The following is a 26,929-nucleotide window of genomic DNA, read 5'->3' as shown; positions in this document are numbered from 1 at the left end:
GATTTTACCCAAAGAAATTTTAACTTTTTTTTAAACCCGGTCATTTCAATAGCTCCCGGAGCAGCCGGATAGCGTTGTACATGGTATTGTACACGGTTTTGACGCTTTGCGAGGTATGTTCGGCGATCTGCTGGTAACTGTACCCTTCGAAGAACATCAGGTCGATCAGTTCCTTTTGCCGGGGGGTGAGCTGCTGCATGGCATGGTAGAGTTTTCGTTTCAGCTCTTCGTCCTGCTGCACCCGCACGATAATCTCTTCGTAGGGCAGCTCGCTGGCAGCTTCCTGCTGCCCCATGCGATGGATGGCCGTCTCTATCCTGGCGTTGTATTCCAGCTGGTCCAGCAGCATGCGGCGAAGCGCTGTAAACAAGTAAGCCCGTACCTGGGTAACGGCATTCAGGCGATGGCGCTTTTCCCAGATCTGGAGGAACAGCTGGGTGACGGAATCCTTTACCAGTTCGTCATTGGCCGTGATCTTCAGCCCAAACCGCACAAGATGGAAATAAGTATTGTTGTAGAGATCAAAAAAGGCCTGTTTGTTCCCTTTCCTGATCCCTTCCCAATAAGCTATATTGTTCTCTTCCCCTGTCACCGGTTTGCGTTAATATCTTTCATCAATGCCCGGATAGCGGCTTCCAGCTGCTGGTCGCGGCCGGCGGCTACTGTATCGTAGGTGTTCATGACTTCTATATCAGGCTGTGTTTGTGAATTTTCAAGATAACGCCCTTCCAGGTCTTTCACGCCGAGGGTGGGCACGCTGAAATGCATGGCGTTGTCATGCAGGGTCTGGCCCGTCATCCAGGTACAGCTGCCCGGGACAGGCATGCCTACGAGTTTGCCCATTTTCAACACCTGGTAGTCGTGCACAAAACAATGCCCGTCGCTGTAGTTCGCTTCGCAGGCCAGCACGATGGAGGGTTTTGTCCAGCGGAAGGCGGGCTCGCTGTATACCAGGAAGCGGTCCGTAGTGTTCTCGCGTATTTTTTTCCCGCTCAGGAACATGATCAGTTCCGAAGCGAGGTCTCCGCCGCGGTTAAAACGGGTGTCCACGACCATTCCTTTCCGGCCGGGGAATTTGCCCAGCACTTCTTCGTAAGTCCGGCGGTAAGCGCCGTCGTTCATACGGTACAAATGCACGTAGCCAAGCTGGCCGTTGCTGAGTTTGTCCGTTTCCGCTTCGTTGCGTTTTATCCAGCGCTCATAAAGCAGGTCAAATTCTTTTTCGGGCGTTACCGGTTTTACCTGTATTTGTCTTGTACTATTTCCCTCGCGTAAACCGAGCAATATCTTTTTCCCTGCCTTCCTGTCCAGGTAAGCCGCAAAATCTTTATCCGCACTCACCTTTTCCCCGTCGATCATTTCAATCACCGTTCCCGGTGTAACCTTGAAAGCGGGATCATCCAGCCGGCCGCCCTTCATCACTTCTTTAATGGCCATACCCGGGCCTTTGTAAGTAAGATCGTAAAATACACCCAGCGAAGCCGTCACGTCCCCGTCTTTCATTTCGTCATCGAAGCTGGCGCCGGTATGGCTGACGTTCAGCTCGCCCAGCAGCTCATTCAGTAGTTCCGCAAAGTCGTAGTTGTTATTGATGTAAGGAAGGAACTTTTCGTAATTCGTTTTCAGCGCATCCCAGTTTACACCGTGAAGACCGGCGGTATAGAAGGTCTCTTTTGTCCTGCGCCATACGTGTTCAAACATCTCCTTTCTTTCCCCGGCAGTGTTCACGGCCATTTCACCGCTGAAAGAGAGACTTTCTTTTTTTGAAGCGGCCGGGTCTATCCGGAGTACTTTACCGCCGGCCAGCAGGTAGATATATTTTTTATCCTTGTCCCATTGCATGGAAGCCCCGCTGATATTGAGCGGCAGGAGGATCTTTGTTTCTTTCGTCCGGAGGTTGCAGCTCCAGAGATCGTAATTTCTTTCAAACTTTGCGAGGTAATACAATGTTTCACCTTCTTTGCTCACCACGGCGCTGCTTAGCAGCGAAGGATGCGTGGTGAGCCTTGTTTTGCGAAGCTCCAGCCCCTCCCAGTCTATATCCGTTTCTTTGGCGGCTGCCGGTTGCGGGGATTTTGTATTCAATCCTTTCTGCAATGCCGCTTCGTCTTTGCTCAGGTTAAAGTTTTTCCAGAGGTCCCGGTCGAAAAACAATGCGTATACATCATCCTGGCGGGTGCTGCTGTTTGCATAACTGTGCAGGCCGTTGCGGTCCGTTTGCCAGATCATCATCCGGCCATCCATCATCCACTGCGGATTGGAGTCGCTATAGCCGCTGCGGGTAAGGTTTACGGGCTTCCCGTTCCCGGTAGCGGAGATGATGCCTACTTCATCGTTGCCGTTTCCACCGCCGTTGTACTTTATAAGCAGCCACCGGCTGTCCGGGCTCCATTCAAAATACTGGTCGTGGTCATTGCGGCTGTACAACTGATCCGGGCCTGCGATGGTGCGGGCCTGGCGGCTGGCGACATTCAATATTTTCAGTGTGGTCCTGTCTTCCACAAAAGCGATCATTTTGCCATCGGGAGAAAACTGCGGCTGGTAGTTTTCATGATCGTTGTTGATGATAGTGGTTTCTTTCAGTGAAGAAGCGTTGAAGAAAAACCGTTCTTCGGGATGGATCATTTCGGACTGGTAAATATTCCAACGGCCGTTGCGCTCACCTGCGTATAGCAGGCGCTGCCCGTCCGGCGAAAAACTCAATCCTGCTTCCGCACCCGGCGTACGCGTAATACGTTTGATCATATTGCCTTCCGTGCTGCCGGCAAATACTTCGCCACGCATAATAAACGCAATTTCTTTACCGGAAGGCGAAACGGTCATTTCCGTGATATCAGAAAAAGGCACGTGTGTTTCATCATCGTTTTTTTCCGCAGCAGAAATGTCCACCGACACTTTTACTGGATTGCCGTCCTGCGTTTTTACATATATCTCCCCATTGTATCCAAAACAAAGCACGCCGTTGCCCATGCTCAGAAAGCGCACAGGATGATCTTTCAGGAAGGTTACTTGTTGCGGTTCATTATTTCCTGACAGGGAAGAACGGTATACATTAAAGCTGCCGTTTTTTTCACTGAGATAAAAAAAATTGTCAGAGCCCGCCCATACAGGGTTCCGGTCTTCACCAACAAACGGGCTGAGCTTCCGGTGGGATTTTGTACGGCTGTCGTAGACCCACACATCGCGGGCGATGGAGGAAGTTTGGTGTTTGCGCCAGATATTCTCACGGCCTTTCCTGTCATGATATATGATAAAACGTCCGTCGGCGCTCATCTTTGCATCTTCCGCGGGCGTAGTGAGCAGCTGTTGTACACGCCCGCCTGAAACAGGGACCTGGTACAATTCCTGTAAAGCATCCGAAGGGAATTGCCTGTTCTCCGGATCATCCAGGCGCACGGCGCCGAATATCACGCCTTTGTCAACAGAAAAATCATAGGGGAATTCATCCGCCGAATGCCAGGTAAGCCGCCTGGCTTCACCTCCGGCTGAGGGAATGAGATACACGTCAAAGTTGCCCGCCTGGTTGCCCGCAAAAGCGATGGATGAACCGTCGCGGCTCCAGACTGGCATGCAGTTGTTAGTCCCGTCCATAGTGAGCGGAGTAGCTGTGCCGCCCGCTGAGGATACTTTATAAAGGTTTCCCCGGTAAGTGAAGGCAATGGTCTTGCCATCAGGCGAAATTGCCGGGTATCGCAGCCACAGAGGACCATCCGCCGCCGAAGCCATGAGGCTGGAAAGCAGAAGACATAGCGCCGGGAGTAGTCTTTTGAAGGGGATCATTGCGAGAAAAATACGAAAGATTTACGGAAATCAAAGATCAGGGGTAGTAAGGCATGGTGTTGGGATTGATATTTCTACTATCTGAAAAATGGGGTATTTATACCTGGACGACAGGTTCCGGTTTTCATTAACTTTACCCTATAGAGAACCTAAGACGATATCCAGAACAACACCCCGGCACAGTATTTTTTTACCCTGAATTCATTTAACCGTGAAACCTATTACTTTACCTGTAACAGCGCGCATATGCCATGCGTTTCAAATTATCCTGTTTGTATTTGCAGCCGCCTCCTGCGGAAAAGGCGATGGCGGCGGCGGAATAGTCCCTCCCCCTGAACCGACCCCACCGGCCATTAGCGGAATAACACCCAATACAGGACCGTTTAACACGGTCGTTGTGATCAGCGGGAGCAACTTTTCCGCTACAGCCGCAGACAATGATGTGAAGTTCAACGGGAAAACCGCAAAAGTTACCGCAGCTACCGCTGCCAGCCTGACCGTGGAAGTTCCGAAAAGCGCGGGCAACGGTGTTGTAACCGTGACGGTAAAGGGCAAAACAGCCACCGGCCCGGCATTCACCTATATTTTTACAGGAACCGTGTCCACACTGGCAGGCAGTACAAACGGATACCTGGATGGAACCGGCGCCGGTGCACTGTTCCATGGCGTTGCGGGTATTTGTGTCGATGCCCAGGGAAACCTGTATGTATCTGATCATTATAACCATAAGATCCGCAAGATCACGCCCGCCGGTGTTGTCAGCACATTGGCCGGCAGTATACGCGGCTATGCAGACGGTACAGGTACCGCCGCACAATTCTGGAACCCCAGCGGGATTGCGGTTGACCCACAGGGGAATGTTTTTGTGGCGGACGCGGGCAATCACCGCATCCGCAGGATAACGCCAGCAGGCGTTGTAAGCACATACGCGGGAAAAGACCCTTATGGTTATGAAGACGGTGCAGCGCATTCAGCAAGGTTTTTCGGCCCTGAAGACGTTACACTCGACGCGAACGGCAATGTGTATGTAGGAGATGCGAACAATTACAAAGTAAGAAAGATCACCCCCGGCGGCGTTGTGTCCACACTGGCGGGATCAACTTATGGTTACCAGGATGGAACCGGCTCCGGTGCAATATTTTATACGCCCCGCAGCATTCAGTGCGATGCACAGGGGAATGTATTTGTTTCCGATTATTTTAACCAGAAAATACGCAAAGTCACACCGGGCGGCGTTGTTACAACCGTTGCGGGCAGCACGTACGGATGGGTGGAAGGAAGCGCTTCCACTGCTAAATTCGAAGGGCCGCGCGGGATGGTGATCACAGCGCAGGGAGAAATATTTGTGGTGGAAGACCGGAATAATACTGTCCGGAAACTTACCGCGGCTTTCGATGTGAGCACTTTATGCGGGCAGGCTGGGCTTACTTATTCAGACTGGAAAGATGGTACGTTGGGTGAGGCAAAATTTCGTACGCCGATGGATATCTGTGCGGATGCACAGGGGAATTTTTACATCGCGGATTTTAACAACAACCGGGTGAGGAAGATCAGTTTTGAGTAAACCCATAGAAAGTAATACTTTTTTACCCCGGATCAGGTGCGGATCAAGTCCGCCTCAACTCCGCCTCATGTCCGGCTATCCTTCAATGCTGGTATAGCTTTCCTTTAAGCACGCTGTATGTATCCTGTAATGGTAAAATAGGATCATTCCAGGCCGGATATTCCAGTCACTACCGGATCCAATATTACCGGTGCGCTTTCATTGGCGCTTTCGAAGTGCTTAAAAAAAACAGTTGCATTGTAAATTATGAATAACTATATTAGTTGTCTCAATATCAAAATTTATGTTTGATAAGAATTATTTATGCCCATGATATTGACTGTAGATTATCCTTATGTATGACTTGTGAAGTGCGTTAACCATGAATCAGAATGAAAATCATCACTGAATTTTGATTTTTAGTGTATTGCAGCCCTTAATGCAGTCCACTTTGTTGACCAGGTATTATTTCAGGAAACTTTTTTAATGAAAAACGGAATGCCATCATGCTGCGAATATCGAATGCGTTTGTTGATCCGCCCGTTTTTCCCATTGACTTTTTGATGAACGTTTGTATGAAAAACACCGTTTCATGGACGCACAACACCTATATGCCGGCATATGTGCTGCTTCATGCAATTGCTTGTACCTATAAATATTATTAGCATGGACAAAAGACCCAATATCAGGCTGGTGATCATATCCGCCTGTTTTAACGAACAGGATGGCATTGGCTCGTTCTACCGGCATGTGCGGCAGGTAATTGCCCCGTACGATTACCAGATCATCTTCGTGGACGATGGAAGCACGGATGGCACCGTACAGAAGATCCGCGAAATCTGCGGAGAAGATAACCGTGTTTCCTACATCAGCCTTTCAAGGAACTTTGGACAACCTATTGCGCTCAAAGCAGGTTACGACCATGCGGAAGGTGATTGTGTGATCTGCATGGATGCGGACCAGGAACACCCGCCCGAGATCATCGAACAACTGATAGCCAAATGGCAGGAAGGCTACGACGTGGTCAACACCATCAGGGTTTCTGATGAACGGGTTCCATTGCCGAAACGCTTTCTGTCCGGTCTTTTTTACAGGTTGGTCAATTATATGTCCGACCGCAAAATACTGATGAACGGCCCCGATTACAGGCTGCTGGACATTAAGGTTGTACAGGCGATCAAACGCATCAGCGAAAGCAACCCATACCTGAAGGAACTGGTACCCTGGCTTGGATTCAGGCAGGCTACGGTAAGTTTTCACGCAGGCCGGCGGCAAAACGGGGGTAGCCGGTATTCATTCATGAAATTGTTTTCGTTATCCGTTACCGGCATCACTTCTTTCAGCATTAATCCTTTACGGCTTTCGTCGCTTGTCGGTTTATTTTTCTCTTTTCTCGCATTTTTATATGGCGGCTATGCCCTGTATGTGAAGATATTTACAGAAGAGACCGTGCCGGGATGGACCTCGATCCTTGCCAGCGTGTTATTCATTTCAGGCCTTCAGCTGATCATGATCGGTATTATCGGGGAGTATCTTGGCAAAACGTTCATTGAGGTAAAAAACAGGCCGCAGTACATTATCAGCGATGCGCTGATCGCCGCGCGCCCGTTGCCTGTGAGACCGATGGAAAAAGCAGACAGTACAGCCTGAGCTATGTGATACCGCTTTTTACCAGGAGACATTCGAAGTCCTGAAGCAAGGTTCGCCTATTCAAGTCTCAGGCTGATCACCGGATTTGCCAGTGCGGCTTTGACTGCCTGATAACTGATCGTGATGCAGGTAATCAGCAGCATAGCCCCGCCCGCAATCAGGAATGTGCCGGTTCCGGGAGTAATATGATATGCAAATCCTTCCAGCCATTGGCTTGTAGCCCACCATGCCAGGGGAAAAGCGATGAGTATTGCCAGTACTACCAGTTTAAGGAAATCGCGGGAAAGCAACATTACCACATTGCCCGTGGACGCGCCAACTACTTTACGCACACCAATTTCCTTCTGCCTGCGCTGGGCGGTATAAGCCGTCAGTCCAAAAAGGCCAAGGCAGGATATCAGGATGGCGAGGCCGGCAAAATACCTGGACAGGATGCTGATCCTGTTTTCGGCCGCATACATGTGCCTGTAGCCTTCGTCTAGAAACTTGTAATTGAAAGAAAAACCCGGGTTGAAGCGGCTGTACAATTGCCCCAGCGCTGCGATCGTTTCCTTTTCCTTACCAGCTTTCAGCTTGACGGCGGCCACGTATGTAGCGCCGGGATTCAGGCGGAAAAATAATGGTTTAACTTCCTCATGCAACGATTCAAAATGAAAATCTTTCACCACTCCGACGATTTGCCTGGTTTCGCCCCACAACTCCACCGTTTTGCCGATGGGCTCTTTAAAGCCTATATACCTGATGGCCGCCTCATTAAAAATTATCGCGTTGCTGTCTGATGCAAAATCTTTTGAAAACGCCCTTCCCTCCTTCAGTTCAAATTTCATGGTTTCAAGCATGCCGTAAGAGACCGCTACATTTTCAAACTCCGTTCTGTCGTCAGGATCGCGGCCCGGCCATTTTATGCCGGATGTGCCGCTGTTGTGGCCAGCCATATTGTGAGCAATGAAAGTGGCGTTCTCCACTCCCGGAACATTCTTCACCTGCCCGATAAATGCTTCCAGGTGAGCATCGGACGAAAGTTTTCCTTCCCGCCAGAAAGTGATCACATTTTCTCTTTGATATCCAAGATTTTTATTCTGCACAAATTTTATTTGTTTGTACACAACCATAACGGACACTACCATCACCGCGGAAATCGTAAATTGAAAAACCACCAGGCCCTTCCGCACCCATAATTCCCCGATAGGGCCGGATAGTCTGCCTTTCAGTACGGCAACCGGTTTGAACCCGGAAAGGTATAAAGCAGGGTAACTACCGGCAAGCAATCCGGTAAACAAGGCGATCATCAGAAAAATCACCGCTGGTTTCAGATCGAATGTCAGTGCTAATTGTTTGCCGGTTAAAGTATTAAAAGAGGGCAGCAGCAAAGCCACCATGAGCAACGCAATGGCAAGCGCGATGCAGCTCAGCAGCACGGATTCGCCCAGGTATTGTATCACGAGCGAACTACGGCTGGCACCAGCTACTTTTTTGATGCCTATCTCCTTCATTCTCCTGGAAGCCTTGGCAGTGGATAGATTCATGAAATTGATGCAGGCGATGAGGAGGATAAAAATACCAATGATGATGAACATCTTTAGATAAGCAATCCGCCCGCCGCTCACTACACCATTCTCATAATTACCGTGCAGGTATTCTTCGGAATATTTTTTGACAAAAGGTGTACGGTGTTTTGTTTCTCCATTCGTTTGGGCTGTTACAAATCCCGAGAGCTTGCGGTTAAACGCGTCGATGTCTGTTCCTTCTTTCAGCAGCACACGCGTCTGGCAGCCTGTATTGCTCCACCTTTTTATCCCTTCCTGTGTTGCGAAAAGCTGATCTATCTGCAAAACAAAATCAAACTGCTCGGTCGCGTTCGCCGGTGGAGTTTTATATACACCAGATACCGTGTAAAGGTCCTTTTGCTGCAGGGTTACCGTTTTGCCGATAATTCCGGAGGTCGAGCCGAATAATTTCAGCGCCAGCGGCTCTGATAATACGATCGAGTTTTTATCATCCATTGCATGATCGCGGCTGCCTTCAATAAGGTCGTAAGAAAAAATCTTAAACAGATCTTTCCCTGAATATTTACCGTTGGCCCTGACAGCATTTTCCCCTATGCTCACCACCATGCTGCCGGCATCTCTTTCCGAAACGGCAAATAGCACCTCCGGCAATTCCGCTTTCATGGCGGCGGCCATCGGGCCCGATGTGGAGGATGCAGTCCAGATGCCACCTGCCTTAATGCGGTTTTCTTTTACAAGGAATACCTGGCTGTCTTTTTCATTGAACTTGTCTACCTGCCATTCATCCGTCACCCACAGATAAATAAAAAATGTACATGCCAGGCCGGTGGAAAGACCTATAAGGTTTAAAAAATAGGATTGACGGTCTTTTTTAAGGCTGCGCCAGATGAGCTTGAGGTGATTTTTAAGCATATGCGGGAAAATATGCTGTTTCATTTACGAATAGGATACCAGATTACTGATCATTGTACACTACAACGAAATGAATTATGAAAATAACTAACCTGTTCATTTTCGATACAGGCCACGTTCGGAATTGAACAATCATTTACCTGATCTCATCGCTTTTACGACTGCCAGGTTTTTATCTTTTGAGAATTTCTCATATTCCTTCGTTTCACTGCCGTAAATAGCCATTTTACCGTCCTTGTCGAAGTGAACTCCCCATCCGTAGCGTTTTGTAAGCGGCGAAGCCCTGAAGCAGGGCTGGCCTTTCGAATAAAATTTTTCTCTTGCCTCTTTATATTCGCTTTTGACTAAATCGTTTTTGTCCGCAAACACCTGGAAAAGCACATCATCCGACGTGTATTTGTAAGGGTTTTGCCTGATCATATCAAACTCAATATTTGCGATGGTTTTGTTTTCTCCTTTAACCGGAGGAATTTCACCGTTTGCAACCGGGCAGTCATCCGCCACAATAATGAAGGTGTTGAAGTAGTTCGTGGTGTGTAGTTTCATGGGACCTGATTTTATATTTCAAATCTAGTGTGGGCAGGTGACAGCCCTATGTCAGGATGCGGACATAGCTAATGTAGGAAAAAACAGGTATCCGTTTTATTCGAACTTTTCCAGTTGTATCCTGGTTTGGGCAAAGTCCCGATCAGGTGAGAAGAAAATAAAAAAATCCGCTTTTCAGCGGATTTTTTGTTGCCCGACCTGGATTCGAACCAAGACAAACAGAACCAAAATCTGTCGTACTACCATTATACTATCGGGCAATTCGTTTGATGGGATTGCAAAAGTAGACTTTTTTCCATTTCTTCCAAAAAACTGACCGTTTTTTCTGGAAAATATCACACAAAAGCCCGCTCAGCCAGCGTTTTACGCACCTTTTCAACGATCGTTTCAGGCGCCAGCTGCTGCATACAGGCATGGTCTCCGCGGAAGCAGGGTTTGTTCCCGAACACTGAGCAGGGGCGGCAATACAGTTCAATCTGCGCCGCATTTTCTTCTTTTTGCCCAAAACCCATAAACCCCGCATAAGGATGCGTAGCGCCCCATACAGACACCACCGGTACGCCGTAAAGGGAGGCAAGGTGCATGTTCGCGGAATCCATGCTCACCATCAGCGTAAGGCCGCTGATAATGCGCAGTTCCTCGTTCAGGCTGTATTTGCCGGCTATTACTTTTAACCGCGGATTTTCCCCGGCAAGGTTTTCCAGTTTCGCCACTTCTTCTTTCCCACCGCCAAACAGCAGGATCTCCACTGCTTCATTGCGTGTGATCATCTCTATCACCTGCCGCATCTTTTCGAGCGGGTAAGTTTTTTCAAGATAGGTGGCAAACGGAGCGATACCGATCTGCATTTTTCCCGGGACGGGCTGCTGTGGCAGCGTGCCGGGGGAAGATGGGTTGATGTGATATCCTAAGCCCGCGAATACATCGCGATAGCGGTCGATAGTGGTTTTCAGCGGAAGGAATTCTTTGTTTTCCTTTCGTGTGAGGGCTTTTTTGCCGGCCCTTCCTTTGTCAATGACGGACACGCGGATGCCGGACAATTTATAGAACGTACGCACGATGCGCGAGCGCAGTACATGGTGCAGATCCGCCACAGCGCGGATGCCGGGGTGTGCCTTGCGGATGGCCCGGAACAGTTTGTAAAGGCCTTTTACTCCTTTATGTTCTCCTTTCAGGTCCGCAGCGAAAAACACCAGCCGGGGAATGCCTTCGCAAAGCGCTCCCCAGTTTTTGTTCGTCACAAATACAATGACCAGTTCCGGATGGGCGTCCAGTACCTGTTTCATCACGGGGATGGTCATGGCCACATCGCCCATGGCGGAAAAACGGATGGCGAGGATCGTATTGTTATCGGGGCTTTTGGCCATACAGCACGGGGTTGAGCGAAGGATCGTTGTACATCTTCATTTGTTTGTACACTTTCATGTATTTGCGGCCCCTGCTGATATCTTCCAGCAGCGCTTCTATGGCGGTGGAAAGATCGCGCTGCTGCTCCAGGAGGATGTCCAGCTTTTTTTGGCAGGTTTCGCGGTGGGCTTCTGTAGCGTCGGGGCGGGTGGCCTCTTCGCGCATGTGCCATATTTTGAGACCCAGGATAGAAAGGCGGTCGATGGCCCAGGCCGGGCTTTCCGTGTTGATGGAAGCGTCCGGAACGGGGATCACCGCTTTGTATTTATCAAGGAAATAACTGTCGATATACTCCACAAGGTCTGTTCGCTCCTGGTTGCTGCGGTCTATCCAGCGCTTCATTTCCAGGGCGTTAACGGGGTCTATGTTCGGATCGCGGATCACGTCTTCCAGGTGCCACTGTACTGTATCGATCCAGTTCTTGGCGTACAAAAGGTGCTCCACGGTGTTTTTTTCATACGGATTTTCAATAAGACGGTGAATATCATTGTGCTGGTGATAGTCCCGGATGCTATGGTCGAATGTGCTGATACAAAGTGCGGTAAACATGCAGCAAATGTAAACTGGAATTTTGAAAATCCCGCATCGCCCGCAGCGGGTCCAGGGCAAAAAAAAGGCACACTGTAGAAACAGGTGCCGGGCATAAAATCATGTGAATGTTCGAGAATGCAATTGTGTAGGCTTTCAATGGTTCTCTAAAGAGGGCTTTGAAAATCATTAAAATTGCTAAAATCTTTGTTTCATGCACGTTATCAACCGGTTGGAGACGCCCGCAACACGGCCAACAACAATTCATGGGTCCATAAATGTCTTTGGAAAATCAATGGTGGAGATTTTCCGTGTCTTATCTGGTTATATCTTCTCTACAGGTATTGTTCGGGTTATTTAGTAATCACTGTTGTTCACTCTGTGTTAGGATTAATTGGCATTAACATCCCTCATGTCTCAGAGGCGTACTACTAAATTACGAGGAACGACTGTATTATTTCCGCAGTGGGAAAAAATTCAGTGTTGCTACATCTAAATTATTGTAAACCGGAAGGTTGTAAAACGAAAAGGGTGCGCCATCATGATGGCGCACCCTTCTTTTCCGCAGTGAGTGCGGTTATTTGAGTTCTTTTTTGGCTAAAAAGTATAACGGAATACCCAGCAAAATGATACCCAGGCCCGGTATGGCATACTTTGGTTCATAAATGAGCAGCAGTACGGCCAGGCTCAGCGCCACCACGATATAAATAGCGGGCAGCACCGGGTAACCAAAGGCTTTGTAGCTCCTGGGTACGTCCGGTCTTGTTTTGCGGAGGATGAAGATGCCAAGGATCGTGATCACGTAAAATACGAGCACCCCGAAGATCACCATCGCCAGCAGGTCCCCGTATTTGCCGCTGAGGCAGAGCAGGCTCGCCCACACCGCCTGTATCCAGAGGCCGTAACCCGGTACGTCAAAACGGTTCAGTTCGCCCGCTTTGCGGAAAAACAGGCCGTCTTTGGCCATGGTATAATAGATCCTTGCCCCGGAGAGGATAAGGCCGTTATTGCAGCCAAAAGTGGAAATAATGATCATTATAGCGATCGTATAGGCCCCTATGCCGGCGCCGAATATGTTCTCGGCCGCCGCAACGCCTACCCTGTCCTGTTCGGCAAACGCGATCTCGTTAAACGGAAGCACTGCCAGGTACATAAGGTTGGCGGATACGTAGATGATAGTCACGATAAAAGTGCCCAGGAACAGGGCTCTGCCGATGTTCTTCTGGGGATTTTTGATCTCCCCGGCTATAAAGGTCACGTTGTTCCAGGCGTCGCTGGAAAACAGGGTGCCTTTCATGGATACGGCAACGGCGCCCAGGAAAGCCATACTGGTGAGCGCGGTGGTTACCACCTGGCCATCCACCATGGTGAGGCTGGCGCTGTTCCAGGCATTTTCCCAGTTAGCGTTCCATATCTCCGCTTTGGCGCCCAGGATGAGGCCGAAAACGATCAGTCCGAACAGGGAGAAGAGTTTGGTAAAGGTGAACACGGTCTGGATGATCTTCCCGTTCTTCACCCCCCGGGTATTGATATAAGTCAGCAGGAATATCGATGCGATCGCCACCAGCTGGGCCATATTAATGTTCAGCCCGGCTATGGACCATAACACATTCTTTTCCCCCAAAGCCGGTTCCAGGTATCCTAAATATTTGGCAAAGGCCATGGCCACTGCCGCAATGGTACCGGTCTGGATCACACCAAACTGCGTCCAGCCGAAAAGGAAGGCGATAAAGGGATTGTAGGCCTCACGGAGATATACGTACTGGCCGCCCGCTTTCGGGAACATACCGGACAATTCCCCATAGCTCAGCGCGGCGATCAGCGTTACCACGCCGGCCAGCACCCACATGCCCATCATCCAGCCCGCGGAGCCCATGGAGCGGGCCACCTCGGCGGATACAATAAAAATACCGGATCCTATCATGGAACCGGCAACGATCATGGTGGCGTCCACCAGACTGAGACTTGGTTTAAAAGAGTTTTCCTGGTTGATTGACATAAAGGCTGATGAATGGTTGATAAAAAAATCCCGGCGTTTGCCGGGATTAAATGTAATATTTTCCGTTCATTATTTCTTCGGTGCTTCCGCGTTCAGCACCTTGATCACTTCGGTGGTAATGTCAAACGCTTCGTCCTTGTAAAGGATGTTGCTGGCTCCTTCCCTGTAGGAGAAGATAAAAGCATAACGTTTGTCGGCGTTGTACTTTTTGATCGTTTCGTTCAGCCGTTTTTGCAGGTCTTCGTTGAACTGTGCTTCCTGCGTTTGCAGCTGTGCAATCAGGTTCTGTTTGTATTGCTCGTGCTGCTGCGCTTTTTTCTGCAGACCTGCTTCCGCGGCCTGGCCTTCCTGCTGTGTCATCGTCGGGGCCCTTTGCTGAAGATTGTATAATTCATTCTGCAATTGCCTTTCGCGTCCTACTATATCGTTCTGTGCCCCTTCTTTTTTCTTGTCGAGTTCCGCTTTTTTGTCTTTGAAATAAGTGTAATGCGCTTCCAGGGAGTCAATATCTACGAATGCCAGCTTTTGGCCTGCCGCGCCTGTAGCCGATGCAGCCTGAACAGATGTGTCAGAACCAGCGGTTGCTGCGGTCTTGTTGTTACCCTGCTGGCACGCCGCGAATACTCCGGCTATCGCCGCCAGGAAAATTCCATTTTTCACAAAAAGTTGACGAGTGTACATGTTGATCGGTAGATTTTAACCCTTTAAATTGAAATAGAAAATCTTATGGCGGCTAAAATAACATTTTTGGGATATAAAAAAACGTTAAAATGAAATTCGTGGAAAGAAAGTGTGGGTAAGGGTTTGGAAGCCAACAACGGGGGAAAGCAAAAAGGGAGGGCGATTGCCCTCCCTGATGTTATTTTTTAACGATCTCCAGCGCTTTCTCTGGTTCGTCCGTCGTCAGGAAGTCTGCGCCGGCATTGAGATAGGCGCTCATCTGCTCGGGCGTGTTCACCGTCCAGATATTTACCGTCACATTATTTTTACGGGCCTCTTTAAAGATATTCGGGTCTTTGTCGATCACTTTAAAATTATAGTCAAATCCCCAGATACCGTCCGCTTTCAGCTGCTCAGGCGTTTTATCGCCGTTCAGGTAGGCCACTTTCGCGTGCGGGTCAATGGATACCAGCTTTTTGCAGATACCATAGTCAAAGCTGATATACAGCATCCAGGCTTCGCATTTGTATTTGCGGATCAGGTCCATACAGGTCTGGGCCAGTTGCTCGCCACGGCCGGTTTTGGAGGGTTTCAGCTCCAATACAAGGCGGGTCTTGTTCTGCTTCATCCCTTCTTTGATATAATCTTCGAATAGAGGCACATGATCCCCGTTCTTCAGCTCTATAGTGGTCAGTTCCGCAACGGGCGTTTCTTCAATCGATTTGCCGCCGATATGGGGGTCGTGACTCAGTACAGGCACACCGTCTTTGGAGAGCCATACGTCAAATTCGGAGCCTTCGCAGCCGATACGCACCGCATCCCTGAAGGAGGTGATGGAATTCTGGCTGCCGCCATTGTTTTTCCAGGCGCCGCGGTGAGCCACGATCTTGTTGCGGTGAAATTCATCTTTCACCAGGATAAAAGATTCGCTGGCATCCCCTGCCTTCAGCGTTACCGCGTACTGCATGGATGCATCCGCGCCGATGCCCACCTTTTTCTTCAGTTGTAAAACGCCTTTTTTGCTGATGGCGAACAGGCCGGAAGTGTCTTCCGCCAGCTGTACGCCTTTCGCCGCTCCCTGGGGAGTGTAGATATTGCCAACGGTGGCCCCGGATTTACCTACGGGAATAGTGTAGTTGTCCAGGTGAAGTGCGGGCGCCTGCCCGTTCACGGCTGCTGCTGCGAGTAATGCCGGGATCATGATTCGATAACGTAAACGCATGGTATTGTGTTTGCTGTTTTCTTTTGACATAGTTACACAAGCTTACGGATTATTTCTTTCAGCCTTCAAATTTGTTACATAAGGTTACAAAATACAATGGTGAACGGATAAATCAAAATAGCGGCGGGAGAATTTATGAAATGGTAACAGTGTTTACATAAAAAAGAGGCCGCACCTTTCAGGTGCGGCCTCCGGACTATCAGTAAAGGCTTTGGGCCTATTCTTCTTCGTCGAACTGGAACACTTCTTTGGAAGATGCGAGGATGTCGTATTCTTCTTTCGAACCTACGATCATGTTCTCGAACTCTCTCAGACCGGTACCGGCAGGGATCAGGTGACCCGTGATCACGTTTTCTTTCAGGCCCAGCATATCGTCCGTTTTGCCGTTGATGGCCGCGGAAGACAGTACTTTGGTGGTTTCCTGGAAGGATGCCGCGGAGATCCAGCTGTGGGTACCCAGAGACGCCTTGGTGATACCGAGCAGCAGCGGGCTGGACGTTGCGGACTCAGCATCGCGGTATTCCACGAGCTTTTTGTCCGCGCGGCGCAGGATACTGTTCTCTTCACGCACCTGGCGGAGGGTAACGATCTGACCGGCTTTCATAACACCGGAATCTCCGGCTTCTGTCACCACTTTCTTATCGAAGATCTGATCGTTCTCTTCAAAGAACTCGAATTTATCGGTAGTGTCGCCTTCCAGGAAGCGGGTATCTCCCGGATCCTCGATGGTTACTTTACGCATCATCTGGCGTACGATCACCTCGATGTGTTTATCGTTGATCTTCACACCCTGCAAGCGGTAAACCTCCTGGATCTCATTCACCAGGTACTCCTGCACTGCAAAAGGACCTTTGATGGAGAGGATGTCTGCCGGGGTGATGGAACCGTCGGAAAGTGCGGTACCTGCTTTCACGAAGTCGCCGTCCTGTACCAGGATGTGGCGGGTCAGCGGAACGAGGTACTTCTTGATCTGGCTTTCACGGCTTTCGATGATGATCTCGCGGTTACCGCGTTTGATATTACCGAATGCCACCACACCGTCGATCTCGGAAACGATAGCGGGGTTGCTCGGGTTACGGGCTTCAAACAGCTCCGTTACACGCGGCAGACCACCGGTGATGTCTCTCAGTTTACCGATCACACGCGGAATCTTAACGATTACCTGGCCTGCTCTAACCGGCGCACCTTCTTCGAGAATGATATGTGAACCCACGGGAAGGTTATAAGACTTCACTTCCTTGTTTCCATCCACGAGGAGGGACGGGATCTTGTTTTTATCCTTGGTTTCGATAACCACTTTCTCACGGTGACCTGTCTGCTCGTCAGCTTCCTCACGGAAGGTGATGCCTTCAATGATGCTGTCGAAGCGGATCTTACCGGCAATCTCGGAAACGATAACGGCGTTGAACGGATCCCATGTACAGATCACATCGCCTTTCACTACTTTCTGGCCGTCTTTTACTACCAGGGTAGAACCGTACGGTACGTTGTTGGTGATCAGCAGGCGGTCGTTTTTCACGTCCATGATCCTGAGCTCACCGGTACGGCCGATAACCACCTGTACTTTATCACCATCGTTGTTTTCGAAGGTAGTGGTACGGAGGCCGTCGAACTGAACGGTACCGTCGAATTTGGCGTTGAGGGTAGATTCTACAGAAGCAGAACCGGCCACACCACCCACGTGGAAGGTACGCAGTGTCAGCTGTGTACCAGGCTCACCGATGGACTGCGCCGCGATGATACCTACGGCATCGCCACGTTGTGCAGTATACCCGGTTGCCAGGTTCTTGCCATAACACCTTACGCATACCCCTCTCCTGCTTTCGCAGGTCAGTACGGAGCGGATTTCAACGAGGTCGATCGTGCTTTCTTCAATCTTGCGGGCTATCTCTTCCGTGATCTGTTCGCCTGCCGCAACGAAGATTTCGTCTTCATTCAGCGGGTTGAATATATCATGGAGGGAAGTACGGCCCAGGATACGGTCGTACAGCGGTTCTACTATTTCCTCATTGTCTTTCAACGCTGAAGTAGCAATACCACGGAGCGTTCCGCAATCTTCTTCGGTGATCACAACGTCCTGCGCAACGTCTACGAGACGACGGGTCAGGTAACCCGCATCCGCCGTTTTCAACGCCGTATCCGCAAGACCTTTACGCGCACCGTGCGTGGAGATGAAGTACTCCAATACGTTCAGACCGTCCTTGAAGTTGGAAAGGATCGGGTTCTCGATGATCTCGGAACCGGTAGAACCGCTCTTACGCGGTTTTGCCATCAATCCCCTCAAACCGGCCAGCTGTTTGATCTGTTGTTTGGAACCACGGGCACCGGAATCAAGCATCATGTAAACTGAGTTGAAACCTTGTTTGTCCGTAGCCAGTTCGCGGATCAGCGTTTCGGTCACTTTCGTATCCACACGGCTCCAGATGTCGATGATCTGGTTGTAACGTTCGTTGTTAGTGATCAGACCCATGTTGTAGTTATCCCACACTTCATCCACCTCACCGGCAGCACCATCGATCATGAGCTGTTTGGCATCGGGGATGATAAGGTCGTTGATATTGAAGGACAGACCACCACGGAATGCTGTACGGAAACCAAGTGTCTTGATATCGTCCAGGAATTTCGCGGTTTTCGGAATGTCGGTCGCTTTAATGATGTCGCCGATGATTTCACGCAGTGATTTCTTGGTGAGCAGGGCATTTACAAAGCCTGCTTCCCTTGGAACGAACTGGTTAAAGATCACGCGGCCCACGGTAGTTTCGATCAGTTTGCGCTCCAGGGTACCGTCTTCTTTACGCAGGTCAGCTTTTACCCTGATGTGTGCGTGCAGGTCCACACGGCCCTCGTTATGCGCGATGATCACTTCTTCCGCGGAGTAGAAGGCTTTGCCTTCACCTTTCACGATTTCGTCACCGATGGTTTTCTTACCCTTGGAAATGTAGTAGAGGCCGAGTACCATGTCCTGTGAAGGCAGGGTGATAGGCGTACCGTTCTGCGGGTTGAGAATGTTGTGTGAAGAAAGCATCAGCAGCTGTGCTTCCAGGATCGCGGCGTTGCTCAAAGGTACGTGTACCGCCATCTGGTCACCGTCAAAGTCGGCGTTGAACGCGGAACACACCAGCGGGTGAAGCTGTATCGCTTTACCTTCCACCAGTTTCGGCTGGAACGCCTGGATGGACAGACGGTGAAGCGTCGGAGCACGGTTGAGCATTACGGGGTGACCTTTCAGTACGTTCTCCAGGATGTCCCAAACCACTGCTTCTTTTCTATCTACGAGCTTTTTAGCTGATTTAACAGTTTTTACGATACCTCTTTCGATGAGCTTACGGATAATGAACGGTTTGAACAGCTCGGCAGCCATGTCTTTCGGCAGGCCGCACTCGTGCAGTTTCAGTTCAGGGCCTACCACGATAACGGAACGACCGGAGTAGTCCACACGTTTACCGAGAAGGTTCTGACGGAAACGGCCTTGTTTACCTTTCAGTACATCGGAGAGAGATTTCAGTGCGCGTCCGCCTTCTGCTTTCACCGCGTTGGATTTCCTGGAGTTGTCGAACAGGGAATCCACGGCTTCCTGCAGCATACGTTTTTCGTTACGCAGGATCACCTCGGGCGCCTTGATCTCGATCAGGCGTTTGAGACGATTGTTGCGGATGATCACGCGGCGGTACAGGTCGTTCAGATCGGAAGATGCGAAACGGCCACCATCCAGGGGAACCAGCGGACGTAATTCCGGCGGCACCACGGGGATGTATTGCATTACCATCCATTCAGGACGGTTATCTACACGGCCATTGGCGTCACGGAAAGCTTCCACCACGCTCAGGCGTTTCAGCGCTTCTGCTTTACGCTGCTGGGAAGTTTCGGTAGCTGCCTGGTTGCGGAGCTGGTAAGAAAGGCCGTCGAGATCAATACGCGCCAGCATCATTTCTACCGCTTCAGCGCCCATTTTGGCGATGAATTTATTCGGGTCTTCGTCGGGCAGCATCTGGTTGTCTTTCGGAAGGGTATCCAGGATGTCCAGGTACTCTTCTTCAGTGAGCAGATCGCCGTAATTCAGTCCTTTCTCTTGTTTCACTCCGCTCTGGATGATCACGTATCTTTCATAATACACGATCGTTTCCAGTTTTTTGGAGCTCATACCGAGCAGGTAACCGATTTTATTAGGTAATGATTTGAAATACCAGATATGTACAACGGGCACTACCAGCCGAATGTGGCCCATTCTTTCGCGGCGCACTTTCTTCTCGGTAACCTCAACACCACAGCGGTCGCACACAATGCCCTTATAACGGATACGCTTATACTTTCCGCAATAACATTCGTAGTCCTTCACAGGGCCGAATATCCTTTCGCAGAACAAACCATCACGTTCCGGTTTGTAAGTACGGTAGTTGATGGTTTCGGGTTTCAGCACCTCGCCATAAGAACGCTCCAGGATGGTATCCGGTGAAGCGAGACTAATAGTGATGCTGCTAAAATTTGATTTAGGACGATTTTCTTTTTTGATGGCCATTGTATGTTTTTTAAAGAAAACTCTATGTCGTAAGTGAAGCTGGTCCGCAGGTATTCCGCCTTAAGCTTTCCGTAACATTCACTTTAAAATTGCCGGAGCTGAAACTGATATAACCGTATCCCGGTTTTCACCGGGATACGGAAGGAATATTATTATCAATCAAATTTCAGGTCCAGGCCCAGACCACGCAGCTCATGGATCAATACGTTGAAGGATTCAGGCACACCGGCTTTCGGGATGTTGTCTCCTTTTACGATGGATTCATATGCTTTTGCACGGCCTACGATATCATCGGACTTGATCGTCAGCAGCTCTTGCAGGATGTTGGATGCACCGTATGCTTCCAGTGCCCAAACCTCCATCTCACCAAAACGCTGGCCACCGAACTGGGCTTTACCACCCAACGGCTGCTGTGTAATGAGAGAGTACGGTCCGATGGAACGGGCGTGCATTTTGTCATCCACCATGTGGCTGAGTTTAAGCATGTAGATGATACCCACGGTTGCTTTCTGGTGGAAGCGTTCGCCGGTTTCACCGTCGCTCAGGTAAGTATGGCCGAAGCTCGGGAGTTTTGCTTCAGTGATATATTCTGCGATCTCTTCAGTGCTTGCACCGTCAAAGATCGGGGTTGCAAAACGGACACCCAGTTTCTGACCGGCCCAGCCGAGTACGGTTTCATAGATCTGGCCGAGGTTCATACGGGAAGGTACGCCCAACGGGTTCAGAACGATGTCTACCGGTGTACCGTCTTCCAGGAACGGCATGTCTTCGTCACGCACGATCTTGGCTACGATACCCTTGTTACCATGGCGGCCCGCCATCTTATCACCCACTTTCAGCTTACGTTTGCTGGCCAGGTATACTTTCGCCAGTTTCAGAACGCCCGCGGGAAGCTCATCACCGATAGAGATGTTGAATTTCTCACGTTTGTAACGGCCCAGCTCCTCGTTATACTTGATGTTGTAGTTATGGAGCAGGGTGTTGATCTGGTCGTTAGTCTCCTGGTCCGTAGTCCAGCCCAGGGGATTTACGTTCTGGAAGTCTACGTTCGCCAGGTTTTTGTTAGAGAACTTGGAACCTTTGGAGATCAGTACTTCACCGTAAGTGTTGGTGATGCCTGAGGAGGTTTTCTCCTTCAGCAGCGTCAACAGTTTACTCATCAACACTTCCATCAGGTCTTCTTCGTTCTTCTGGTGGATCTTCTCCAGTTTCTCCAGGGCTGCTTTTTCGCGGGTCTTGGAGTTTTTATCTTTTTTAGCACGGGAGAACAGCTTCTTGTCGATCACCACACCTTCGGTAGACGGGGGCGCCTTCAGGGAAGCGTCTTTCGCATCGGAAGCCTTATCACCGAAGATCGCGCGGAGCAGTTTTTCTTCAGGTGAAGGATCGGATTCACCACGGGGGGTGATCTTGCCGATCAGGATATCGCCTTCCTTGATATGCGCACCTACGCGGATGATACCGTTCTGATCCAGGTCCTTGGTGGCTTCCTCGCTCACGTTCGGGATATCCGGGGTCAGTTCTTCTTCACCGAGTTTGGTGTCACGTACTTCGAGTTCGTATTCGTCGATGTGGATGGAAGTGAACCAGTCTTCTTTCGCTACACGCTCAGAGATCACGATCGCATCCTCAAAGTTGTAACCTTTCCAGGGCATGAACGCCACTTTCAGGTTACGGCCCAGTGCCAGTTCACCGGCGCGGGTGGCGTAACCTTCCGTCAGGAAGTCTCCGTCTACCACACGCTGACCTTTCTTCACCGCGGGGCGGAGGTTGATACAGGTGCTCTGGTTGGTTTTTACGAATTTGGTCAGCTGGTAGATGATCAGATCATCCTCAAAGCTCACCAGTTTCTGCATTTCATCGCGCTCGTAACGAACATGGATCTCGTTTGCATCTACAAACTCAACCACGCCTTTACCGTTAGAGGTGATCTGCAGGCGGCTGTCACGCGCTGCCTTACCTTCCAGGCCGGTACCTACGATAGGCACCTGCGGATTGATAAGGGGAACGGCCTGACGTTGCATGTTTGATCCCATGAGCGCACGGTTGGCGTCATCATGCTCAAGGAAGGGGATCAGGGAGGCGCTCAGACCCACGATCTGGTTCGGAGCGATGTCCATGTATTCCACTTCACCCGGGTCGAGGATCGGGAAATCGCCGGTTTCACGGGATTTCACTTTATCACCGGTGAACATTCCTTTTTCATCCAAAGGAGCGTTCGCCTGTGCAATTTTCACGGAGTCTTCTTCTTCAGCGCTCAGGTACTCGATCTTCAGCATATCCACTTTACCGTCTTTTACTTTGCGGTAAGGTGTTTCAATGAAGCCCATTTCATTCACCATGGCGTGTACGCACAGGGTGGAGATCAGACCGATGTTCGGTCCTTCAGGGGTTTCGATCGTACAGAGGCGGCCGTAGTGGGAGTAGTGTACGTCACGCACCTCAAAGCCGGCACGCTCACGGCTAAGGCCACCGGGCCCGAGCGCGGAGATACGACGTTTGTGGGTGATCTCGGACAGCGGGTTGGTCTGGTCCAGGAACTGGGACAGCTGTGAGGTACCGAAGAAGGAATTGATCACGGAAGAAAGTGTTCTTGCATTGATCAGGTCCACCGGTGTGAACACCTCGTTGTCCCTTACGTTCATCCTTTCGCGGATGGTACGCGCCATACGCGCCAGGCCTACGCCGAACTGGGCGTAAAGCTGTTCGCCTACTGTACGTACACGGCGGTTGGACAGGTGATCAATATCGTCGATCTCAGCTTTACCATTGGTCAGTTGTACCAGGTATTTGATGATCGAGATAATGTCAGCCTTGGTCAGCACCTTCATGTCCAGCGGAGTGGGTAGGCCGAGCTTACGGTTGATCTTGTAACGGCCTACGTCCCCGAGGTCATAACGTTTGTCGGAGAAGAATAATTTATCGATGATGCCCCTTGCTGTTTCGTCATCCGGCGCATCGGCACCGCGCAGCTGGCGGTAGATGTGCTGAACGGCTTCCAGCTCGGAGTTAGATGTATCTTTATTAAGGGTGTTGTAGATGATGGCAAAGTCGCCGCTCACCTCTTCTTTCTGTACAAATACAGATTTCACGCCCATGTCTGTGATCAGCTCGATGTTGTTTTCGTCCAGGATGCTGTCGCGTTCCAGAACGATCTCATTACGCTCGATGCTCACCACCTCGCCGGTGTCTTCATCCACGAAATCTTCCACCCAGCTGCGTAAAACGCGGGCGGCCAGCTTTTTGCCGGCGTATTTTTCCAGGTTCTTGCGGTCTGCTTTTACTTCGTCAGCCATGCCAAACAGTTCCAGGATATCCTTATCTGTTTCATAGCCGATGGCACGAAGCAGGGTGGTAACCGGGAACTTCTTCTTACGGTCGATGTACGCGTACATGACGTTGTTGATGTCTGTAGCAAACTCCATCCATGCGCCTTTGAAAGGGATCACCCTTGCGGAGTAGATCTTGGTGCCGTTAGGATGTATGGATTGACCAAAGAACACACCTGGTGAACGGTGAAGCTGGGATACAACTACACGTTCTGCGCCGTTGATAACGAAGGTACCTCTGGGGGTCATGTAAGGGATGTTTCCGAGGAATACATCCTGCACAATGGTCTGGAAATCTACGTGCTCCTCATCATTACAGCTCAACCGGAGCTTTGCCTTGAGCGGCACGGAGTACGTAAGCCCCCGCTCAATACATTCTTCGATGGTATAACGCGGAGGGTCCACGAAATAATCCAGGAATTCCAGATTGAAGATATTTCTGGTATCTGTAATCGGGAAGTTTTCCTTGAATACTTTAAAAAGGCCTTCGTTGTTACGCTTGTCTGGTGTGGTTTCTAATTGGAAGAAATCCTTGAAAGATTGGATTTGGATAGCCAACAGATCCGGTGTCTCAGCAACTTGTTTGATCTTTCCAAAATTTACTCTTTCGTTAGTTTGGGCTTTTTTTAGAGACATATTCGAAGTTAGCAGTTAATATGACTTGATGATTAAGGGAAATTAATGATTCTTTGTCAATACACCCAAAATATTGTGTTTCAATACAGATGGCCGGCTTATTTCCCGTTTTGCCGGACGTCCTGAAACACCACCTTCCCAAAGGGAGTAAGGCCAAAAAGTACCGAAGCACTTTTTGACCTTAAAAATGATGTATACTAAACAAAGAATTACTGAATTTCAACGTCAGCGCCAGCTTCAGTCAGCTTCGCTTTCAGATCTTCAGCTTCTGCCTTGCTAACGCCTTCTTTCACTGCTTTCGGCGCACCGTCAACCAGTTCTTTGGCTTCTTTCAGACCGAGACCTGTCAGATCTTTAACGATTTTCACTACGTTCAGCTTGCTGGCGCCAGCAGCTTTCAGTACTACGTTAAATGCAGTTTTTTCTTCAGCAGCAGCGGCTCCGCCACCACCATCAGCAGAAACTACTACTGCAGCAGCAGCAGGTTCAATACCGTATTCGTTTTTCAGAACATCTGCCAGTTCTTGTACTTCCTTAACAGTAAGACCTACTAATTGTTCAGCTAATGCTTTTACGTCTGCCATTGTATGATATTTTTTGAAATTTTTTAAAATGTTGTAATTGTTTATGTTGTGACTTGGAAGCCAGTGTTATACGCCCCGGAATTACTCCGCAGCGGGTGCATCAGTTGCCGGAGCATCCGGTGCAGGTGCGGCAGCTTCTGCAACGGCAGCGCCACCTTCTTCTTTTTTGCCTTTCTCAAGCAGCGCAGCGATAACGCGTTTTGCAGGAGATTGCAGCAGACCGATAACTTCGCCGATAAGCTCGTTCTTGGTCTTGATTTTCACCAGGTTAGCCAGCTGGTTGTCCCCCAGGTAGATCTCTTCAGCTACAAACGCAGCTTTCAGAACGGGTTTTTCCAGTTTAGCGTTTTCCTTGCGGAAAGTGCTGATGATCAGGGCCGGTTCTTTCGGACTGTCTGAGAACATCAGGGCCGTAACGCCGTTCAGCGCTTCGTAGATACCTGCATATTTCTCATTGTCCAGGCTTTCCAGCGCCTTCTTGATGAGGGTGTTCTTAGCCACCTTCATTTCCACATTCTTATCGAAACATACCCTTCTCAGGTGGTTCACCTGCGCTACCGACAGAGACTCTGTATTGGTGATGTAGAAGTTGTTGTATTGAGCAAACTTGCCTTTCAGCAGTTCGATTACCTCATTCTTTTGATCTTTGTTCATTGCTTTGTGTTTGTCATTGACCGTTTCGCCTTCTCAGCCACAAAAGGCTCCGGCTACAGGGCGGTCAATTAGTTTTGAACAGATTTAGTGTCAATAACGATACCGGGGCTCATGGTGCTGGCCATAGACAGACCCTTCAGGTATGTGCCTTTCGCGGTGGAAGGCTTCAGCTTGATGATCGCGTTGATCAGCTCCTGTGAATTCTCTTCGATCTTTTCGGGAGCGAAAGAGACACGGCCGATGGAAGCATGTATGATACCGGCTTTGTCCACTTTAAAGGTGATCTTACCGCCTTTTACCTCGTTTACAGCAGCTGCCACGTCGTTCGTAACAGTACCGGTCTTCGGGTTAGGCATCAGGTTGCGGGGGCCCAGGATCTTACCCAGTTTACCGATCTTCGGCATTACAGCGGGAGTAGCGATGATTACATCAATCTCGGTCCAGCCTGCTTCGATCTTCTGGATAAATTCGTCCAGACCTACGAAATCAGCACCAGCTTCTTTTGCAGCAGCCTCTTTATCGGGCGTGCAGAGAACCAGTACTTTTTTGGTCTTACCAGTACCGTGGGGAAGCGTAACGGATCCGCGGATAGCCTGGTCAGCTTTCTTGGGATCTACGCCCAGACGGATATGTAAATCGACGGAAGAGTCGAATTTAGTACAGTTAATGTCTTTAACGAGAGTGGAAGCCTCTTTCAGGCTATAGGATTTATTCTTGTCCACCTTAACGTCAGCCACTTTTCTTTTCTTAGTTGCCATTTCTACAATGATTTAAAAGTTAACCTGCTTTAACAGGGTGAACAATTTAGTTTTCCCAGGGAGCTTTACCATCTACGGTAATACCCATGCTGCGGGCGGTACCGGCAACCATTCTCATGGCGCTTTCCAGCGTGAAGCAGTTCAGGTCAGGCATTTTGTCTTTGGCAATTGCCTCTACCTGTGTCCAGGATACTTTACCCACCTTGCTACGGTTAGGTTCTTTAGAACCACCTTGAATCTTGGCAGCTTCCAGCAGCTGTACGGGAGCCGGAGGCGTCTTGATTACAAAATCAAAGGATTTGTCTGTGTAAACGGTCAGCAATACAGGCAGCACTTTACCCATTTTATCCTGGGTACGGGCGTTGAACTGTTTGCAGAACTCCATGATGTTCACACCTTTGGAACCCAGAGCGGGACCAATCGGAGGTGCAGGGTTGGCTTGGCCGCCTTTAACCTGCAATTTCACGTACGTTGCGATCTCTTTAGCCATTAGTCTGTTTTTTAATTTGGTTAAACGTTCCGCAGCCGTTACCAGCCGCAAAACTCCCAAAACTCAAAAGTCTCTGAAAGACATTTTAAGGGGGATGCAAAGGTATGTATATTTCAAATGAATAACAAAAAATGTTTGGAGTTCGGCATTTTTTTTGCTATTATACGGGGATTGGGATAAATTTTAATAGCTATCCTATTGAAAACG

General features: G+C 49.6%; 17 protein-coding genes and 1 tRNA gene. 2 read left to right on the top strand and 16 right to left on the bottom strand.

Annotated elements, in window-relative coordinates; genetic code table 11:
• Window positions 1–40: 40 nt before the first annotated feature.
• Window positions 41–592, bottom strand: coding sequence for an RNA polymerase sigma factor (locus EG028_RS12530; RefSeq protein WP_120516823.1), 552 nt, complete (start codon window positions 590–592; stop codon window positions 41–43).
• Window positions 589–3,780, bottom strand: coding sequence for a S41 family peptidase (locus tag EG028_RS12525; protein WP_120516824.1), 3,192 nt, complete (start codon window positions 3,778–3,780; stop codon window positions 589–591). Before EG028_RS12525 ends, EG028_RS12530 begins: the two co-directional genes overlap by 4 nt.
• A 211-nt stretch (window positions 3,781–3,991) precedes the next feature.
• Here EG028_RS12525 and EG028_RS12520 point away from each other — a divergent pair, with 211 nt between their 5' ends.
• Both EG028_RS12520 and EG028_RS12515 read left to right on the top strand, forming a co-directional pair.
• Complete coding sequence (locus tag EG028_RS12520) at window positions 3,992–5,344, top strand: IPT/TIG domain-containing protein (protein WP_120516825.1); 1,353 nt, start codon at window positions 3,992–3,994, stop codon at window positions 5,342–5,344.
• A 645-nt stretch (window positions 5,345–5,989) separates the two neighbouring features.
• Complete coding sequence (locus EG028_RS12515) at window positions 5,990–6,973, top strand: glycosyltransferase family 2 protein (protein ID WP_162946476.1); 984 nt, start codon at window positions 5,990–5,992, stop codon at window positions 6,971–6,973.
• A gap of 56 nt (window positions 6,974–7,029) precedes the next feature.
• Here EG028_RS12515 and EG028_RS12510 read toward each other — a convergent pair whose 3' ends face one another.
• From EG028_RS12510 to rplK, 14 genes are all read right to left on the bottom strand, one after another.
• A complete protein-coding gene (locus tag EG028_RS12510) occupies window positions 7,030–9,417 on the bottom strand; it encodes an ABC transporter permease (protein WP_221198104.1) in 2,388 nt (795 codons plus the stop codon).
• Between the two features lie 108 nt (window positions 9,418–9,525).
• A complete protein-coding gene (locus EG028_RS12505; RefSeq protein ID WP_120516827.1) occupies window positions 9,526–9,939 on the bottom strand; it encodes a DUF6157 family protein in 414 nt (137 codons plus the stop codon).
• A 189-nt stretch (window positions 9,940–10,128) separates the two neighbouring features.
• A tRNA-Gln gene (locus EG028_RS12500) sits at window positions 10,129–10,199 on the bottom strand.
• Window positions 10,200–10,274: 75 nt separating this feature from the next.
• Window positions 10,275–11,306 (bottom strand): glycosyltransferase family 9 protein, encoded by a 1,032-nt coding sequence (locus EG028_RS12495; protein WP_120516828.1) that lies wholly within the window; start codon window positions 11,304–11,306, stop codon window positions 10,275–10,277.
• Window positions 11,287–11,895, bottom strand: coding sequence for a DUF4254 domain-containing protein (locus tag EG028_RS12490; RefSeq protein ID WP_120516829.1), 609 nt, complete (start codon window positions 11,893–11,895; stop codon window positions 11,287–11,289). Before EG028_RS12490 ends, EG028_RS12495 begins: the two co-directional genes overlap by 20 nt.
• Before the next feature lie 556 nt (window positions 11,896–12,451).
• Complete coding sequence (locus EG028_RS12485; protein WP_120516830.1) at window positions 12,452–13,873, bottom strand: APC family permease; 1,422 nt, start codon at window positions 13,871–13,873, stop codon at window positions 12,452–12,454.
• Window positions 13,874–13,942: 69 nt separating this feature from the next.
• Complete coding sequence (locus EG028_RS12480) at window positions 13,943–14,554, bottom strand: OmpH family outer membrane protein (RefSeq protein ID WP_120516831.1); 612 nt, start codon at window positions 14,552–14,554, stop codon at window positions 13,943–13,945.
• A 178-nt stretch (window positions 14,555–14,732) separates the two neighbouring features.
• Complete coding sequence (locus EG028_RS12475; protein ID WP_162946478.1) at window positions 14,733–15,755, bottom strand: glycerophosphodiester phosphodiesterase; 1,023 nt, start codon at window positions 15,753–15,755, stop codon at window positions 14,733–14,735.
• Window positions 15,756–15,972: 217 nt separating this feature from the next.
• Window positions 15,973–20,271, bottom strand: a complete 4,299-nt coding sequence (gene rpoC / locus EG028_RS12470) for a DNA-directed RNA polymerase subunit beta' (protein ID WP_120516833.1) — start codon at window positions 20,269–20,271, stop codon at window positions 15,973–15,975.
• A gap of 155 nt (window positions 20,272–20,426) precedes the next feature.
• Entirely contained in the window at window positions 20,427–24,236 is a 3,810-nt protein-coding gene (rpoB, locus tag EG028_RS12465) for a DNA-directed RNA polymerase subunit beta (RefSeq protein WP_120516834.1), read from the bottom strand.
• Between the two features lie 209 nt (window positions 24,237–24,445).
• Window positions 24,446–24,820, bottom strand: a complete 375-nt coding sequence (gene rplL, locus EG028_RS12460; RefSeq protein ID WP_120516835.1) for a 50S ribosomal protein L7/L12 — start codon at window positions 24,818–24,820, stop codon at window positions 24,446–24,448.
• Window positions 24,821–24,901: 81 nt separating this feature from the next.
• Window positions 24,902–25,474 carry a 50S ribosomal protein L10 gene (rplJ, locus tag EG028_RS12455; protein WP_120516836.1) on the bottom strand — a complete coding sequence of 191 codons (573 nt, stop codon included), beginning with the start codon at window positions 25,472–25,474 and terminating at the stop codon, window positions 24,902–24,904.
• Between the two features lie 68 nt (window positions 25,475–25,542).
• On the bottom strand, window positions 25,543–26,232 hold the full coding sequence (gene rplA / locus EG028_RS12450; RefSeq protein ID WP_120516837.1) for a 50S ribosomal protein L1: 690 nt from the start codon (window positions 26,230–26,232) through the stop codon (window positions 25,543–25,545).
• 46 nt (window positions 26,233–26,278) lie between these two features.
• The gene (gene rplK, locus EG028_RS12445; protein WP_120516838.1) at window positions 26,279–26,722 is read right to left on the bottom strand and encodes a 50S ribosomal protein L11; all 444 of its coding nucleotides are present in this window, start codon (window positions 26,720–26,722) and stop codon (window positions 26,279–26,281) included.
• Between the last annotated feature and the right edge of the window lie 207 nt (window positions 26,723–26,929).

This window comes from Chitinophaga barathri, from assembly GCF_003807585.1.
In the GTDB taxonomy this organism is placed as follows: domain Bacteria; phylum Bacteroidota; class Bacteroidia; order Chitinophagales; family Chitinophagaceae; genus Chitinophaga; species Chitinophaga barathri.
Note: the sequence above shows the minus strand (reverse complement) of the source record. Positions and strands in the feature narration are given on the sequence as shown.